11 protein-coding genes are annotated in these 16,037 nt (G+C 71.6%); 6 read left to right on the top strand and 5 right to left on the bottom strand.

Going from position 1 to position 16,037, the window contains the following annotated elements:
- Positions 1 to 56: 56 nt before the first annotated feature.
- The 4 genes from SCAB_RS29885 to SCAB_RS29870 all read left to right on the top strand — a co-directional run bounded on the left by SCAB_RS29885 (position 57) and on the right by SCAB_RS29870 (position 5,737).
- Positions 57 to 362 carry a hypothetical protein gene (locus tag SCAB_RS29885; RefSeq protein ID WP_037726468.1) on the top strand — a complete coding sequence of 102 codons (306 nt, stop codon included), beginning with the start codon at positions 57 to 59 and terminating at the stop codon, positions 360 to 362.
- Between the two features lie 69 nt (positions 363 to 431).
- Positions 432 to 1,886, top strand: a complete 1,455-nt coding sequence (locus SCAB_RS29880; protein ID WP_013003831.1) for an FGGY family carbohydrate kinase — start codon at positions 432 to 434, stop codon at positions 1,884 to 1,886.
- A gap of 183 nt (positions 1,887 to 2,069) precedes the next feature.
- On the top strand, positions 2,070 to 3,803 hold the full coding sequence (locus SCAB_RS29875; protein ID WP_013003830.1) for an ABC transporter ATP-binding protein: 1,734 nt from the start codon (positions 2,070 to 2,072) through the stop codon (positions 3,801 to 3,803).
- A complete protein-coding gene (locus SCAB_RS29870) occupies positions 3,803 to 5,737 on the top strand; it encodes an ABC transporter ATP-binding protein (RefSeq protein ID WP_013003829.1) in 1,935 nt (644 codons plus the stop codon). Before SCAB_RS29875 ends, SCAB_RS29870 begins: the two co-directional genes overlap by 1 nt.
- A 99-nt stretch (positions 5,738 to 5,836) precedes the next feature.
- Here the strand turns inward: SCAB_RS29870 and SCAB_RS29865 are convergent, their stop codons facing one another.
- The 3 genes from SCAB_RS29865 to SCAB_RS29855 form a co-directional block, all read right to left on the bottom strand.
- Positions 5,837 to 7,162, bottom strand: coding sequence for an RNA polymerase sigma factor (locus SCAB_RS29865; protein WP_037726464.1), 1,326 nt, complete (start codon positions 7,160 to 7,162; stop codon positions 5,837 to 5,839).
- 213 nt (positions 7,163 to 7,375) lie between these two features.
- Positions 7,376 to 9,277, bottom strand: a complete 1,902-nt coding sequence (gene dnaG / locus SCAB_RS29860) for a DNA primase (RefSeq protein ID WP_013003827.1) — start codon at positions 9,275 to 9,277, stop codon at positions 7,376 to 7,378.
- A 114-nt stretch (positions 9,278 to 9,391) separates the two neighbouring features.
- Positions 9,392 to 10,657: an NAD(P)/FAD-dependent oxidoreductase gene (locus SCAB_RS29855; protein WP_013003826.1), complete on the bottom strand. Its 1,266-nt coding sequence runs from the start codon at positions 10,655 to 10,657 to the stop codon at positions 9,392 to 9,394.
- A gap of 361 nt (positions 10,658 to 11,018) precedes the next feature.
- Between SCAB_RS29855 and SCAB_RS29850 the strand changes: the two genes are divergently transcribed.
- A complete protein-coding gene (locus SCAB_RS29850) occupies positions 11,019 to 12,596 on the top strand; it encodes a M28 family metallopeptidase (protein ID WP_013003825.1) in 1,578 nt (525 codons plus the stop codon).
- A 96-nt stretch (positions 12,597 to 12,692) separates the two neighbouring features.
- Here SCAB_RS29850 and SCAB_RS29845 read toward each other — a convergent pair whose 3' ends face one another.
- Together SCAB_RS29845 and SCAB_RS29840 are read right to left on the bottom strand one after the other, a co-directional pair.
- The gene (locus SCAB_RS29845; protein ID WP_013003824.1) at positions 12,693 to 14,018 is read right to left on the bottom strand and encodes a deoxyguanosinetriphosphate triphosphohydrolase; all 1,326 of its coding nucleotides are present in this window, start codon (positions 14,016 to 14,018) and stop codon (positions 12,693 to 12,695) included.
- Between the two features lie 169 nt (positions 14,019 to 14,187).
- A complete protein-coding gene (locus SCAB_RS29840) occupies positions 14,188 to 15,048 on the bottom strand; it encodes a sirohydrochlorin chelatase (protein WP_013003823.1) in 861 nt (286 codons plus the stop codon).
- 305 nt (positions 15,049 to 15,353) lie between these two features.
- Between SCAB_RS29840 and SCAB_RS29835 the strand changes: the two genes are divergently transcribed.
- A complete protein-coding gene (locus SCAB_RS29835) occupies positions 15,354 to 16,019 on the top strand; it encodes a SanA/YdcF family protein (RefSeq protein WP_013003822.1) in 666 nt (221 codons plus the stop codon).
- The last annotated feature ends 18 nt before the right edge of the window (positions 16,020 to 16,037 follow it).

The following is a 16,037-nucleotide window of genomic DNA, read 5'->3' as shown; positions in this document are numbered from 1 at the left end:
TCGCCCGCGCAGGGCACGCAAGGGACCGACGCAGACGTAAGGGAAGGGTGGCCGCCATGCGCTATCGGCTCACGTTCTTTGCCGGACTGGCCCTGGGCTACGTACTGGGCACCAAGGCCGGACGCGAACGCTACGAGCAGTTGAAGAAGTCCGCGCGCCAGGTCGCGCAGAACCCCGCGGTGCGCAACACCGCCGAGTCGGCCGCCCAGCAGGGGCGCGTCTACGCGGGCAAGGCGTACCACGTGGTCAGCGAGAAGGTCGGGGACCGTGTCCCGGACCTGGTCGCCGAGCGGGTGCGCTCGCTGCGTGAACGCAACGCCAACGGCTCCGCCGCGGACGACTGGGGAACGAGCAATACCTAGGGACCGGATCGAGTCGGCCGGACCGGCTCGCGGCGCCCCCACCCCTTCCGGTGCGGCAGAATTTCTGCCATGGGGATAGTCGCCGGGCTGGACAGTTCGCCCGATTTTACGCGCATTGTCGTCTGTGACTCGGACACAGGGGCCGTGCTCAGGCAGGGCTATGCCCCGCACCCGTTGGAGCCGGCGGAGCACGGGGGGCGTCCGGCGGACGTCGACCCGCAGGCCTGGCTGCTGTCCCTGGGCGAGGCGGCCGGCGGCGGGCTGCTGGAGGGGGTGCAGGCGATCGGGGTCTCGTCCCAGCAGAACGGGCTGATCGCGCTGGACGCCCAGGGCAACAGCGTGCGCCCGGCGATGGTCGGCGGCGACAAGCGGACCCAGGTCGCGGCGGCCGACCTCGTCGACGCGCTCGGCGGGCGCGGCGCGTGGGCGGAGGCCGTCGGCTGTGTGCCGGGGGCGGCGCAGCCGGTGACGAAGCTGCGCTGGATGAGCCGTACGGAACCGGACGCCGCGATGCGGACGGCCGTCCTGCTGCAGGCGCACGACTGGCTGGTCTGGCAGTTGCTGGGGCGGCCGGTCAGGAGGACCACCGACCGCGGTGGGGCGTCCGGGACGGGGTACTGGAACGCGGCGACCGGGCAGTACCGGACCGATCTGGTCGAGATGGCGCTCGGGCATCAGGTGATGCTTCCCGAGGTGCTGGGCCCTTCGGACGCCGCCGGTACGACGCCGGAGGGGCTCCTCATCTCCGCCGGCACCGGGGAGACCATGGCCGCCGCGTTCGGGCTAGGCATCGGGCTCGGGGACGCGGTCGTGTCGCTGGGTGCCTCCGGGTCCGTCATGGCCGTGCACACGCAGGCGCTCGTCGACTCCTCCGGGATGATCACCTCGCTGGCCGACGCCACGGGGATGCATCTGCCGGTCGTCACCACGCTCAACGCCGTACGGACGCTGCGCGGGGCCACCGAGCTGCTGGGCGTGCCCGACCTGGAGGCGCTGTCCGATCTGGCGATGAAGTCGACGCCGGGGGCGCACGGGCTGGTGATGCTGCCGTACCTGGAGGGTGAGCGGACGCCGAATCTGCCGCACACGGCGGGGACGCTGGCCGGGCTGCGGCGGGAGTCGATGAAGCCGGAGCACTTCGCGCGGGCCGCGTTCGAGGGCATGCTGTGCGGTCTCGCGGACGCGCTGGACGTGCTGCGCGGCCGGGGTGTCGACGTACGGCGGATCTTCCTGCTGGGCGCGGCGGCGGAACTGCCGGCGGTGCAGGCGGCGGCGCCGGCGCTGTTCGGGGTGCAGGTGGTGGTGCCGCAGCCGGCGGACTACGCGGCGGTGGGCGCCGCCCGTCAGGCCGCCTGGGCGCTCGGGGTCTCGCAGGGGGCGCTCGATCCGCGTACACCACCGATGTGGCCGGGAGCGGCGGCCCAGGTGCTGGATCCCGGGGACGAGTTGGCGGTGGGGCAGGCGGTGCGGCAGCAGTACGTGGCGGTGCGCGAGCAGACCCACCCCGGGGCGTTCAGGGCCTGATCCCGGGGCGTTCAGGGCCTGCGGACGTGGGCTCGGCGGTGGCCCGCGGCCTCCGCGCGGTTCGGTCATCAAAGCGTCAAGGCTTCACCGTCGGGTTAATTCGGTTGAGGTAACGCGGGGGGAGTGTCCGACGATGGGGGGTGGTGCGTCCCGAACCCCTTCCTCGACCCCGAGAGATCTCGCGTGCTCATACGATTGCTGAGAAGTCATCTCCGTCCTTACCGGACACCGATCACCCTGCTGGTGCTGCTGCAGTTCGTGCAGACGTGCGCCACGCTCTACCTGCCCACACTGAACGCGGACATCATCGACAAGGGCGTGGTGGAGGGGGACACGGGCTACATCCTGTCCTTCGGCGCGCTGATGGTCGGCATCTCGCTGGTGCAGGTCGTCTGCAACATCGGGGCCGTGTACTACGGCGCCCGCACCGCCTCGGCGGTCGGCCGGGACATCCGGGCGGCCGTGTTCGACCGGGTCCAGTCGTTCTCGGCGCGTGAGGTCGGTCACTTCGGGGCCCCGTCGCTGATCACGCGGACGACGAACGACGTCCAGCAGGTGCAGATGCTGGTGCTCATGACGTTCACGCTGGTGGTGTCGGCGCCGATCATGTGCGTCGGCGGCATCGTGCTGGCGCTCGGGCTGGACGTGCCGCTGTCGGGGGTACTGCTCGCCGTCGTACCGGTGCTCGGCATCTCGGTCAGCCTGATCGTGCGGCGGCTGCGCCCCCTGTTCCGTGCCATGCAGGAGCGGCTGGACACCGTGAACCGGGTGCTGCGGGAGCAGATCACCGGCAACCGGGTGATCCGCGCGTTCGTGCGGGACGACTACGAGAAGGACCGGTTCCGGAAGGCGAACGCCGAGCTGACGGAGGTGTCCCTCGGTACCGGGCGGATGCTCGCGCTGATGTTCCCGATCGTGATGACCGTCATCAACCTGTCGTCGATCGCGGTGGTGTGGTTCGGTGCCCATCGCATCGACAGCGGCGGGATGGAGATCGGCGCGCTCACCGCGTTCCTCGCCTATCTGATGCAGATCGTGATGGCCGTGATGATGGCCACCTTCATGTTCATGATGATGCCGCGCGCGGAGGTGTGCGCCGAGCGCATCCAGGAGGTGCTCGACACCGACACCAGTGTGGTGCCGCCGGTCGCGCCCGTCCGGGAGCTGCGCAGGCACGGGTTCCTTGAGGTGCGGGGCGCGGGCTTCCGCTATCCGGGTGCCGAGGAGCCGGTGCTCCGGTCGATCGAGGTCGTCGCCCGGCCCGGTGAGACGACCGCCGTCATCGGGTCGACGGGCAGCGGGAAGTCGACGCTGCTCGGGCTGGTGCCCCGGCTGTTCGACGTCACCGAGGGCGAGGTGCTGGTGGACGGCGTCGACGTACGGACGCTCGATCCGCAGCTGCTGGCCAGGACCGTGGGGCTGGTGCCGCAGAAGCCGTACCTGTTCTCGGGGACCGTGGCGACGAACCTGCGGTACGGCAATCCCGACGCCACCGACGAGGAGTTGTGGCACGCGCTGGAGGTGGCGCAGGCCAGGGAGTTCGTGGAGCGGCTGGAGAACGGGCTGGACTCCCCCATCGCACAGGGCGGGACGAACGTGTCCGGCGGGCAGCGGCAGCGGCTCGCGATCGCGCGGACGCTGGTGCAGCGGCCCGAGATCTATCTGTTCGACGACTCCTTCTCCGCGCTGGACTACGCGACCGACGCCGCCCTGCGCGCGGCGCTGGGGCGGGAGACCGCCGACGCGACCGTGGTGATCGTGGCCCAGCGGGTGGCGACCATCCGGGACGCCGACCGGATCGTGGTCCTCGACGAGGGCCGGGTCGTCGGCACCGGACGCCACCACGAGCTGATGGCGGACAACGAGACGTACCGGGAGATCGTCCTCTCCCAGCTCACGGAAGCGGAGGCAGCCTGATGGCCGGGCCGTTGGCACGGATGGCGGGGGCCGGGGCCCCCGATCAGCACTCCATGGACTTCAAGGGGTCCGGGAAACGGCTGCTGGCGCAGTTCAGGCCCGAGCGCTTCACCATGTACGCGATGATCGTGTGCGCGGTGCTCAGCGTCGGTCTGTCGGTGCTGGGGCCCTACATTCTGGGCCGGGCGACCGACCTCGTCTTCGCGGGGGTCGTCGGGCGGGAGATGCCGGCGGGCGCGACGAAGGCCGAGGTGCTGGCCTCCATGCGCGAGCGCGGGGACGGCGCGGTCGCCGACATGCTGTCGGGCACGGACTTCACGCCCGGCAAGGGCATCGATTTCGACGCCGTCGGCACGGTGCTGCTGGTTGCCCTCGGCATCTTCCTGGTCGCGGGGCTGCTGATGGCGGCGGCGACCCGGCTCTCCAACCGGGCGATCAACCGGACCGTCTACCACATGCGCGAGGAGCTGCAGGCGAAGCTGTCGCGACTGCCGCTGGCGTACTTCGACCGGCGGCAGCGCGGTGAGGTGCTGAGCCGGGCGACCAACGACCTCGACAACATCGGCCAGACGCTCCAGCAGTCGATGGGGCAGCTGGTCAACTCGCTGCTCACGATCATCGGCGTGCTGGTGATGATGTTCTGGGTGTCGCCGCTGCTGGCGCTGGTCGCGCTGGTGACCGTGCCGGTGTCGTTCCTGGTGGCCACGCGGGTCGGCAAGCGGTCTCAGCCGCACTTCGTGGCGCAGTGGCGGGTGACGGGCAAGCTCAACGCGCACATCGAGGAGATGTACACCGGGCACACGCTCGTGAAGGTGTTCGGGCGGCAGGAGGAGTCGGCGAAGCAGTTCGCCGAGGAGAACGAGCGGCTGTACGAGGCCGGGTTCAAGGCCCAGTTCAACAGCGGGATCATGCAGCCGCTGATGTTCTTCGTGTCGAACATCAACTACGTGCTCGTCGCGGTGGTGGGCGGACTGCGGGTGGCCACGGGTGCCCTGTCCATCGGTGACGTGCAGGCGTTCATCCAGTACTCGCGGCAGTTCTCGATGCCGCTGACGCAGGTCGCCTCGATGGCGAACCTGGTGCAGTCCGGCGTCGCCTCGGCCGAGCGGATCTTCGAACTGCTCGACGCGGGGGAGCAGGAGGCCGACGCGGTGCCCGGCGTGCGGCCGGAGGAGCTGCGGGGGCGGGTCGCGCTGGAGAACGTCTCCTTCCGGTACGAGGCCGACAAGCCGCTGATCGAGGATCTGTCGCTGGCGGTCGAGCCGGGGCACACGGTCGCGATCGTGGGGCCGACGGGCGCGGGGAAGACCACGCTCGTCAACCTGTTGATGCGGTTCTACGAGGTCACCGGGGGGCGGATCACGCTCGACGGCGTCGACATCGCGTCCATGTCGCGGGACGAACTGCGGGACGGGATAGGGATGGTGCTCCAGGACACCTGGCTGTTCGGCGGGACCATCGCGGAGAACATCGCGTACGGGGCGTCCGCGTCGCGGAAGGTGACGCGGGGGGAGATCGAGGAGGCGGCCCGGGCCGCGCACGCGGACCGGTTCGTGCGGACGTTGCCGGACGGGTACGACACCGTGATCGACGACGAGGGGTCCGGGGTGAGCGCGGGTGAGAAGCAGCTCATCACGATCGCCCGGGCGTTCCTGTCGGACCCGGTGATCCTGGTGCTGGACGAGGCGACGTCCTCGGTGGACACGCGTACGGAGGTGTTGATCCAGAAGGCGATGGCCAAGTTGGCGCACGGGCGGACCTCGTTCGTGATCGCGCACCGGCTGTCGACGATCCGGGACGCGGACACGATCCTGGTGATGGAGAACGGGGCCATCGTGGAGCAGGGGGCGCACGAGGAGTTGCTGGCGGCGGACGGGGCGTACGCGCGGCTGTACAAGGCGCAGTTCGCGGAGGCGGTGGCCGAGGTGGACTGAGGGGTGGGTCGAGGGGGTGCGTTGTCGGGTGCGGGTGGGTGGGGGCTGGTCGCGCAGTTCCCCGCGCCCTGAAGGGCACGCGCCCGACAACGCGTCCCCTCAGTCCAGGTAACCCCGCAGCTGGTCCGCGAAGGCGTGGTCACGGAGTTTGTTGAGGGTCTTGGACTCGATCTGGCGTATCCGTTCCCGGGTGACGCCGAAGATGCGGCCTATCTCCTCCAGCGTGCGGGGGCGGCCGTCGGCGAGGCCGTAGCGGAGCTGGACCACCTTGCGTTCGCGTTCGCCGAGGGTGGAGAGGACCGCTTCGAGGTGTTCCCGCAGCAGCAGGAACGCCGCCGACTCCACGGGGCTCGCCGCGTCGCCGTCCTCGATGAGGTCGCCCAGGGCCACGTCGTCCTCCTCGCCCACGGGGGCGTGCAGGGAGACCGGTTCCTGGGCGAGGCGCAGCACCTCGCTGACGCGCTCGGGGGCGAGGTCGAGGTGGGCGGCCACCTCGTCCGGCGTGGGCTCGTACCCGCGTTCCTGGAGCATGCGGCGCTGCACACGCACGACCCGGTTGATCAGCTCGACGACGTGGACGGGGACGCGGATCGTGCGGGCCTGGTCGGCGAGGGCACGGGACATGGCCTGGCGGATCCACCAGGTCGCGTACGTCGAGAACTTGTAGCCGCGGGCGTAGTCGAACTTCTCGACGGCCCGGATGAGGCCCAGGTTCCCCTCCTGGACCAGGTCGAGCATGGTCAGGCCGCGGCCGACGTACCGCTTGGCCACCGACACGACCAGCCGCAGGTTCGCCTCGATGAGGCGGCGTTTGGCCATGCGGCCCATGACGACGAGCCGGTCGAGGTCGAGGGCGAGCCGGGTGTCGAGGCCGGAGGCGGTGCCGAGCCGCTCCTCGGCGAAGAGGCCGGCCTCGACGCGGCGGGCCAGCTCCACCTCCTCCACGGCCGTCAGGAGGGGGATGCGGCCGATCTCGCGCAGGTACTGGCGGAACAGGTCCGAGGACGGGCCGCTGGTGTCCGGACGCACGCGCGGCAGTTCGACCGGCTCCGGCTCGGAGGGGTCGGCCGGCCCGACGGCCTCCGGCCCGGCGGACGGCGGCCCGTCGGGCCCGGGCGGGTCGTCCGGGGTCGCCTCGGGGTGGTGCGCGGCGCGGCTCTGGGCGGGCACCGCGGTGATCACATCGGTCTCCGGGTCCGGCTCCGCGCCGCCGGTACCGATGGCCGTACCGGTGTCGTTCTGTACGAGGGTCTGGGTCTGCACGGGGGCGACCTCCAGGAATGTCGCTGCCCGGGCGTGCGGCAGCGGTACGTCTGGGATGGCGCGGGCGGCCTCTCCGCCGTCCATCCCTAACTCATCGAGCGGAACCGCGGGGATCTCGGACCCATGGGGGACGGGTCGGCCGCGCTCCGAGGACTCAGGCACCGGAACCCAGTGTGGAGTACGACACACAGCCGAAACGAGGGGCGTGCGGTGACTTTTTGCGTCCGGTGCGTGACCGCACGGTTACCGTGCCGTAGGAGTGCGCTGCTGGGAGGGCCGTACGCCGCTCGCGGGCCGGACGGGCGGGGGTGGCTCCGGCGCGGATTGGCATGTGCTGCGGGGACGTGCCCGGCCCGGGGCGCGTGCCGGCAGGGCTCAGAGCGCCTCCGCGCCCCGCTCCCGCAACGCCTGGTCGTACTGCTGCAGCACCCACAACTCGTTCTGCACGGCGGCCAGCTGGGCGGGGTCGCCCTGGGCGGTCGCGCGGGCCAGGCTGCCCTGGACGTCGCGCACCCGGCGCTCCACGGCCCGGCGGCGTACGGTGACGAGCTGGTCGCCCGCGTACACCTCGTCGACCTTCTTGCGCATGATCGCCTCGACCGCCAGCTCGGTCACCATGGCCCGCACGGTGTCGTCCGGCGCCGCCTCGCGGACCCGGACCAGGTACTCCTGGGGGTCCTCGGCGCCGTACTCGACCCCGCCGGCCTCGATGATCGCCACGCGGACGGCCGCGTACGGGGCGGCGGTGAACTCGTCGACCCCGTAGGCGTCGAAGGCGGGGGCGACCAGCTCCGGGCGCTGGAGGGCGAGTTTGAGGAGTTCGCGCTCGGTGGCGAAGACCGGGTTGCGCAGGGTGAGGGCCGGGCCGGAGGGGGGCCGGGCGGTGGACTCGTACGGCTGGGCCGTGTGCCGGGCGGCGGGTGCGGGGCCCTGGCCGCCCCGGTCGCGGGCCCAGCGGGCCAGCTGGGCGACGCGCTTGACGACGAACTGGGTGTCGAGGATGCCGAGCATGCCGGCGAGCTGCACGGCGACCTCGTGCTGCGCGCCGCTGTTCTTGATGCGGGCCACCACGGGCGCCGCCTCGTCGAGGGCGGCCGCGCGGCCCGCCGGGGTCTCCAGGTCGTAGCGGGCCACGATCTGGCGGAGCGCGAACTCGAAGAGCGGGGTGCGGGGTTCGGTCAGTTCGACCACCGCGTCGTCGCCCTTGGCCAGGCGCAGTTCGCAGGGGTCCATGCCGTCCGGGGCGATCGCGATGTACGTCTCGGCGGCGAACTTCTGGTCGTCCTCGAAGGCGCGCAGGGCGGCCTTCTGGCCGGCCGCGTCGCCGTCGAAGGTGAAGATCACGCGGGCCGAGCCGTTGTCCATGAGGAGCCGGCGCAGGATCTTGATGTGGTCGCCGCCGAAGGCCGTGCCGCAGGTGGCGATGGCCGTGGTGACCCCGGCGAGGTGGCAGGCCATGACGTCGGTGTAGCCCTCGACCACGACGGCCCGGCTGGCCTTGGCGATGTCCTTCTTGGCGAGGTCGATGCCGTAGAGGACCTGGGACTTGCGGTAGATCGCGGTGTCCGGCGTGTTCAGGTACTTCGGTCCGTTGTCCGACTCGTAGAGCTTGCGGGCGCCGAAGCCGACCACGTCGCCGCCGATGTCGCGGATGGGCCACATCAGACGGCCCCGGAAGCGGTCGATCGGGCCCCGGCGGCCCTCCTGGGACAGCCCGGACAGCAGCAGTTCCTTGTCGGCGAAGCCCTTGCCGCGCAGGAAGCGGGTGAGGTGGTCCCAGCCCTGGGGGCTGTAGCCGACGCCGAAGTGGACGGCGGCGGCCTGGTCGAAGCCGCGCTCGGCGAGGAAGATCCGGCCGGTGTCGGCCTCGGGGCTGGTGGCGAGCTGCTGCGCGTACCACTCGGCGGCGAGCTTGTGGGCCTCGACCAGGCGGATGCGCTCACCGCGCTGGTGGGTGGGGTTGTACCCGCCCTCCTCGTAGCGCAGGGTGATGCCGGCCTGGCCGGCGAGGCGCTCGACCGCCTCGGAGAAGGAGAGGTGGTCCACCTTCATCACGAAGGTGATGGTGTCGCCGCCCTCCTGGCAGCCGAAGCAGTGGAAGAGCCCCTTGCTGGGGCTGACCTGGAACGACGGCGACTTCTCGTCGTGGAAGGGGCACAGGCCCTTCAGGTTTCCGCCGCCCGCGTTGCGCAGCTGGAGGTACTCGGACACCACGGCGTCGATCGGGACCGCGTCCCGAACCGCCTTCACGTCCTCGTCGTTGATCCGTCCTGCCACGCGGAGATTCTACGGTGACCCGCTGACAGGGCTGTGCTGCCGAAGCGGCGCGGGGAACCGCGCGACCGTCCCTCGACGGCCCGCGGTCGCCCCGCACCGCACACCCGGCGGGCGCTAGGCGACCAGACTCTCCAGGGGCACCTGGGGATTCGACAGCGCCTCGTCGTCCACCCGCGCCCGGATTCTGATCAGCTGCTGGATCGGGTCGGTGACATCCCACACGTTCACGTTCATCCCGGCCAGCACCCGCCCCTCCTTCAGCCAGAACGCGATGAACTCGCGCTTCCCCGCGTCCCCCCGGATCACCACCTGGTCGTACGACCCGGGCGGCGCCCACCCCGAGTACTCCATCCCCATGTCGTACTGGTCCGAGAAGAAGTACGGCACCCGGTCGTACGTGACGTCCTGCCCGAGCATCGAGCGTGCGGCGGCCGGTCCGCCGTTGAGCGCGTTGGCCCAGTGCTCCACCCGCAGCCGGGTGTCGAACAGGGCGTGCGGGAAGGAGACGACGTCACCGGCTGCGTAGACGGCGGGATCGGACGTGCGGAGCCCCGCGTCGACGACGATGCCGCCGCCGTGCGCGCGGTCGGCGATCTCCAGACCGGCCGCTTCGGCGAGACCGATGCGCGGGGCGGCGCCGATGGCCGCGAGGACGTCGTGGGCCGGGTGCTCCTCCCCCGTGTCGGTGCGGGCCGCGAGGACCATGCCGTCCTGGCCGACGATCTCGGTGAGTCGCGCGCCGAAGTGGAAGCGGACGCCGCGCTCGCGGTGCAGCTCGGCGAAGAGGTTGCCCAGCTCGGGGCCGAGCACACCGTGCAGCGGGGTGGGTTCCGGTTCCACGACGGTGACCTCCGCGCCGTACTCACGGGCCGCGGCCGCCACCTCCAGGCCGATCCAGCCGGCGCCGGCGACGACGAGGTGGCCGTTGTCCCGGCCGAGGGCGGCGAGGACGCCCTTGAGGCGTTCGGCGTGGGCGAGGCGGCGCAGATGGTGGACGCCCGCGAGGTCGGTGCCCGGGATGTCCAGGCGGCGGGGTTCGGCGCCGGTGGCGATCAGCAGCTTGTCGTAGTGGACGAGGGTGCCGTCGTCGCCGAAGCGGACGGTCCTGGCCGTGCGGTCGATCGCGTCGACGGTCTGGCCGAGGTGCAGCTCGATGTCGTGGCGCGCGTACCAGGAGGGCTCGTGGACGAAGACGCTGTCGCGCTCCTCCTTGCCGAGGAGGTAGCCCTTGGACAGCGGCGGGCGCTCGTAGGGGTGGTCCCGTTCGTCGCAGATCAGTATCACGCGGCCGGTGAAGCCCTCCGCTCGGAGCGTCTCGGCCGCCTTCGCGCCGGCGAGACCGCCACCGACGATGACGAATGTCTGATCCGCGTCGACCACTTGATGCCTCCTGCCAGGGGGTCTGGGGACGGACCCCAGATGAACCTTGCGGATGTCGCCCTTGCGAGCGTCCCGCACGGAGCGTGATGCGGGAAGAGGGAGTGACCCGATCGGGCCACAGCGGGTCACATCCGGGGAGGATTCCCGCCGGGAGGAACCGTGACGAGGAGCCCGAGGAGGGACCACCACCGGAGGGATCGGTTCCGTGCCACCGGATCGGCCAAGTGGCCCCGCCCGCAAGGAACATGCGGGGCCAAATCGGCGAAACCGAACATGAGTTGCAAGAAAACCCTTCTGATGATCCCTGCGGCTCGCTAGCGTCCCTTGCACCTCGTTCGCACATCCCTGGGGAAGGACCTCTGTGAACGCATCACCCAAGGCATCGCCTCGCTCGCGCAGACCCGTCGCGGCCATCGCCGCCCTCGCGCTCGCGGCACCGCTGCTGATCGTCTCCGCCGGAACGGCCGACGCCGACAGCAACGACAGCAAGCCGGCCAAGGACGCCAAGAAGCTCTCCCGGAAGCTGGTCAGGGAGTCGTCCACGAAAGACGCGTACAAGCACCTGAAGGCGCTGCAGGCGATAGCCGACGCCAACGGCGGCAACCGCGCGGCCGGTACGCCGGGCCACGACAAGTCCGCCGAGTACGTCTACAAGGTGCTGAAGAAGGCCGGCTACAAGGTCTCGTACGACACGTTCGAGTTCGCCTACATCGAGACCCTCGCGGAGAAGGCGTCCGTTCTCTCGCCGACGCCGCGCGGTCTCGGCATCGCGGCGATGACGTACACCAAGTCGACGCCGGTGGGCGGCATCACGGCCCCGCTGGCGGCCGCCGCGGTGGACGCCACCTCGGGCTGTGAGGCCGGTGACTACGCGGCCGGTGCCTTCACCGGCAAGATCGCCCTGATCAAGCGAGGCGGCTGCACCTTCGCGCAGAAGCAGCTCGTCGCCTCCGAGGCGGGAGCCGTCGGCGCGATCATCTACAACAACACCGCTGGGGCCCTCGCCGGCACCCTCGGCGACCCGGCGAGCGCGAAGATCCCGACCGCCGGACTCAGCCAGGCCGAGGGCGAGGCGCTCGCCGCCGACGTCGCGGCGGGCGTGGTCACGGTCGGCTTCGAGGTCCGCCAGCTCCAGGAGAACCGCACATCGAAGAACGTCATGGCGGAGACCCCCGGCGGTGACGCGGACAGCACCGTGATGGTCGGCGCCCACCTCGACTCGGTCACCGCGGGCCCCGGCATCAACGACAACGGTTCCGGCTCGGCCGGCATCCTCGAGGTCGCCGAGGAACTCGCCGAGAACCTCAAGCCGGGCAAGCAGCAGCCCAACAAGGTGAAGTTCGCCTTCTGGTCGGCCGAGGAGCTCGGCCTGGTCGGCTCCGAGTCGTACGTCGAACGGCTCACCGAACAGCAGCGCGAGCAGATCAAGCTCTATCTGAACTTCGACATGATCGCCTCTCCGAACCACGCCCAGTTCGTGTACGACGGCGACGACTCGGACGGTGTGGGCGCGGGCCCCGGCCCCGAGGGCTCGGCCCAGCTCGAACGTGACATCAACCGGTTCCTCGACTCCAAGGGCGAGCCGCACGAGGGCACCGACTTCTCCGGCCGCTCCGACTACGGGCCGTTCATCGCGGTCGGTATCCCCTCCGGCGGCACCTTCACGGGCGCCGAAGGCATCAAGACCGCGAACCAGGCCGCGGTGTTCGGCGGAACCGCCGGCGTCGCCTACGACGCGTGCTACCACGCCGCGTGCGACAACCTGAAGAACATCAGCATGAAGGCGTTCGGCATCAACATCGGTGTCATCGCCAACGCGGTGGGCACCTACACCCACGACCTGAGCTCGCTCGCCGAGCCGGTCGCGTCCAAGCCCACCACGGGCGGCGACACCAGCGGCGGCGGCCTCCACTCCGACCACGACGAGGTCGCGGAGTAACCACCCGCACACACGCCGGCCCGGGGCGTTCGCGGCGATTCGCGCGGAAGGTGTCCGGCCCGAACATCTCACTGTGGATGTCCGGGCCGGAACTCCTCAGGAGTGCCCCGCCAGGCGCACGTGGAGGGAGCGGGCCGAAGCGTCGGTGAGCGAGGCGATCTGGTCGACGATCACCCGCTTGCGGGCACGGTCGTCCGGGGCCGCGTCGAACAGCGCGCGGAACTGGGGTTCGAGCCCCTCCGGCGCGCGGGCGGTGAGCGCCTCGGCCAGTTCGGCGACGACGATCCGCTGGTCGGCGCGGAGCCGTTCCTGTTCGGCGCGCTGCATCACGTACCGGTCGGCGACGGCCTTGAGGACCGCGCACTCCAGCCGCGTCTCGTGCGGGACGACGAGTTCGGCGGCGTACCGGGTGAGGGGGCCGCCTCCGTACGCCTGCCGGGTGGCGCCCTCGGCGGCGAGGCAGAAGCGGCCGATGAGCTGGCTGGTGGCGTCCTTCAGGCGGGCCTGGGCGACGGCCGTCCCGTCGTAGCCGTGCGGCCACCACTCCTGGTCGAGGAGGCGGTCGAGGGCCGCCGCGAGTTCGGCCGGGTCGGTGCCGGCGGGGACGTACCGGCCGCGCGCGACCTCGAACACCGCCTGCCGTTCGGGCTCGGCGTGCAGGCAGTTGGGGTCGATGTGGCCGGCGTGCAGGCCGTCCTCGACGTCGTGGACGGAGTACGCCACGTCGTCGGACCAGTCCATGACCTGGGCCTCGAAGGTCGTGCTGGTGCCGGGGGCGTCCTTGCGGACCCAGTCGAACACCGGACGGTCGTCGTCGTAGACGCCGAACTTGGGGGACGCCGGGTCGGTGGGGTGGGCGCCGCGCGGCCAGGGGTACTTGGTGGCCGCGTCCAGGGCGGCGCGGGTGAGGTTGAGGCCGACGCTGACGAGGTCGCCGGTGGTGTCCGAGGGGACGAAGCGTTTGGGTTCGATCCTCGTCAGCAGGCGCAGGGACTGGGCGTTGCCCTCGAAGCCGCCGCAGTCCTCCGCGAACTCGTTCAGCGCCTGTTCGCCGTTGTGGCCGAACGGGGGGTGGCCGAGGTCGTGGGAGAGGCAGGCCGCCTCCACGAGGTCCGGGTCGCAGCCGAGGGCCGCGCCCAGCTCGCGGCCGACCTGGGCGCACTCCAGGGAGTGGGTCAGCCGGGTGCGGGGGCTGGCGTCCCAGGCGAGGTTGCGGGTGCCGGGGGTGACGACCTGGGTCTTGCCGGCGAGTCTGCGCAGGGCCGCGGAGTGCAGGACGCGGGCCCGGTCGCGCTGGAAGGCGGTGCGGCCGGGGCGTTTGTCGGGCTCGGGGGCGTAGCGCTCCGCGGAGGGCGGGTCGTAGGCGGCCGGGGTGTCGTGGTTCGCAGGGGTCTCGTTGCCGGGGGGTGTGGTGCCTTCCATGATTCGACAGTACGGGGCGGGTGTGACAAATGGGTGCCTACTCGTGCGCCGGGTCGGGCTGTCGGGCGGGGTGGGCCGTCGGGCGGGTGCGGGGTGTCGTGGCGGGTCGCGCGCCCACGCGGCGGAGCCGCTCGTTCGATACGGCCCCGCGCCCCTTCGGAGGCGCCTTCTAGGTCGTCGCCAGGGCCGGCAGGGGGCTCGTCCTGGTCGTCCGTGCCTCGTCGTAGCGGTGCAGGATCAGGGTGGCCATGGACGGGTGGGCTCCCAGGGGGGCCGACGCGATCCACGGGGCCGCCTTCGCGCATTCCGTCGCGAAGCGGCCCGGGGCCGTGAAGTAGGAGGCCACCGCGACGCGGGTGCGGCCCGCGGCGGTCAGGGCGCGGACGGCCTCGGCGACGGTGGGGGCCGCGGCGGAGGCGTAGGCGGGGACCACCGGGACGCCCAGGCGGTCGGCGAGGAGCCGGGCCGTGCGGCCGGTGTCCTCGGCGGCCTCGGGGTCGCGGGAGCCGGCGGCGGCGAGCACCACGGCGCCGGTGCGGCGGGCGGCGGCGCTCGTCCGGGCGGGCCAGCCGGCCTCGACGAGGCGGGCGTGCAGGGTGTCCACGAGGAGGGGGTGCGGGCCGAGGGGGGCGGCGAGGCGGGTACGGGCCCCGGAGGCGGCCGCCGTCTCGGGGATGTCCCGCTTGACGTGGTAGCCGCGGCTGAGGAGCAGGGGCACGAGGACCGCCTCCCGGTCGCCGAGGGCGGCGAGGGTGTCGGGGAGCAGGGGCTCGTTCAGTTCGATGTGGCCGAGGCGCACGGACAGGCCGGGGCGCTGCTCGCGGACGCGGTCCATGAGGGTGCGCACGGTCGCCAGGGCGCGCGGGTCACGGCTGCCGTGGGCCACGAGGACCAGGGCGGGCGGTGCCGGACGCCGGGTTCCGTCGCGGGAGACGCGGCTGAGCTGGGCGGCCAGCTGGTCGGTGATCAGGTTCATGATGTGCGCCGTACTGTCGAGGTCCGCGTTCGACTTGGTCGTCGTCGCCGTCATGGGTCCATGGTGCCGGGAGGAGGTTGCCTGCCCGTTGCGCGGTGGTCACAGGGGTTTTCCGGCACTTCACCGTGCGGAGGGAGGGCGTGTGAACCGACGTGACCTGCCATTTCCCCTCGTACGAGTGAACCTTGTCACGCCGGGCGGTGAACCGGAGCACAGCGGATGACGTCTTCGTTGGTCGGAAGGACGGGCGCGGTGGGGCGCGTCCGAAACAAGCAGGACACAAACGAGCAGGACACGGTGCGGGACGCCTTCGGGGGTCCGGGATACGGGGGTGGGCCGCCGTGAGGCGAGTCGGGCGGATGGTGCGGCTGCCGCGTACGCGGACGGGCCGGCGGCGGACCGTGCAGGCGCTGATGCTGCTGTGTGTGCTGGCACTGCTGCCCTCGACCTGGATGTTCACGGCGGCCGGCGACCGGCTGCGGACCACGGCCGACGTGCCGCGCACCGAGGTCGCGATGGTCTTCGGCGCGGGGCTGTGGCAGGGCGAGCCGTCCCCGTACCTCGCGCGCCGGCTGGACGCGGCGGCCGAGCTGTACCGGTCGGGGCGGATCAAGGTGGTGCTGGTCACCGGCGACAACAGCCGTGTGGAGTACGACGAGCCGGACGCGATGCGCGGCTATCTCACCGAGCACGGCGTGCCCGACGACCGCATCGTCAGCGACTACGCCGGGTTCGACACCTGGGACTCCTGCGTCCGCGCCAGGAAGATCTTCGGGGTGGACCGGGCGGTGCTGATCAGCCAGGGCTTCCACATACGCCGGGCGGTCGCGCTGTGCGAGGAGGCGGGCGTCGAGTCGTACGGCGTCGGGGTGCAGGACCGGCACGACGCGACCTGGTACTACGGGGCCACCCGCGAGCTGTTCGCGGCGGGCAAGGCGTCCCTGGACGCGCTGTTCGAGCCGGACCCCCATTTCCTCGGTCCTGAGGAAACGGGGGTCTCGAAGGCGCTGGCGTCAGCGGGTTAGCGCGCGGGGCCGGTGCGG

It is taken from the genome of Streptomyces scabiei 87.22, assembly GCF_000091305.1.
GTDB classification, from domain to species: Bacteria; Actinomycetota; Actinomycetes; order Streptomycetales; family Streptomycetaceae; genus Streptomyces; species Streptomyces scabiei.
This window is presented reverse-complemented; position numbering and strand designations above follow the sequence as displayed.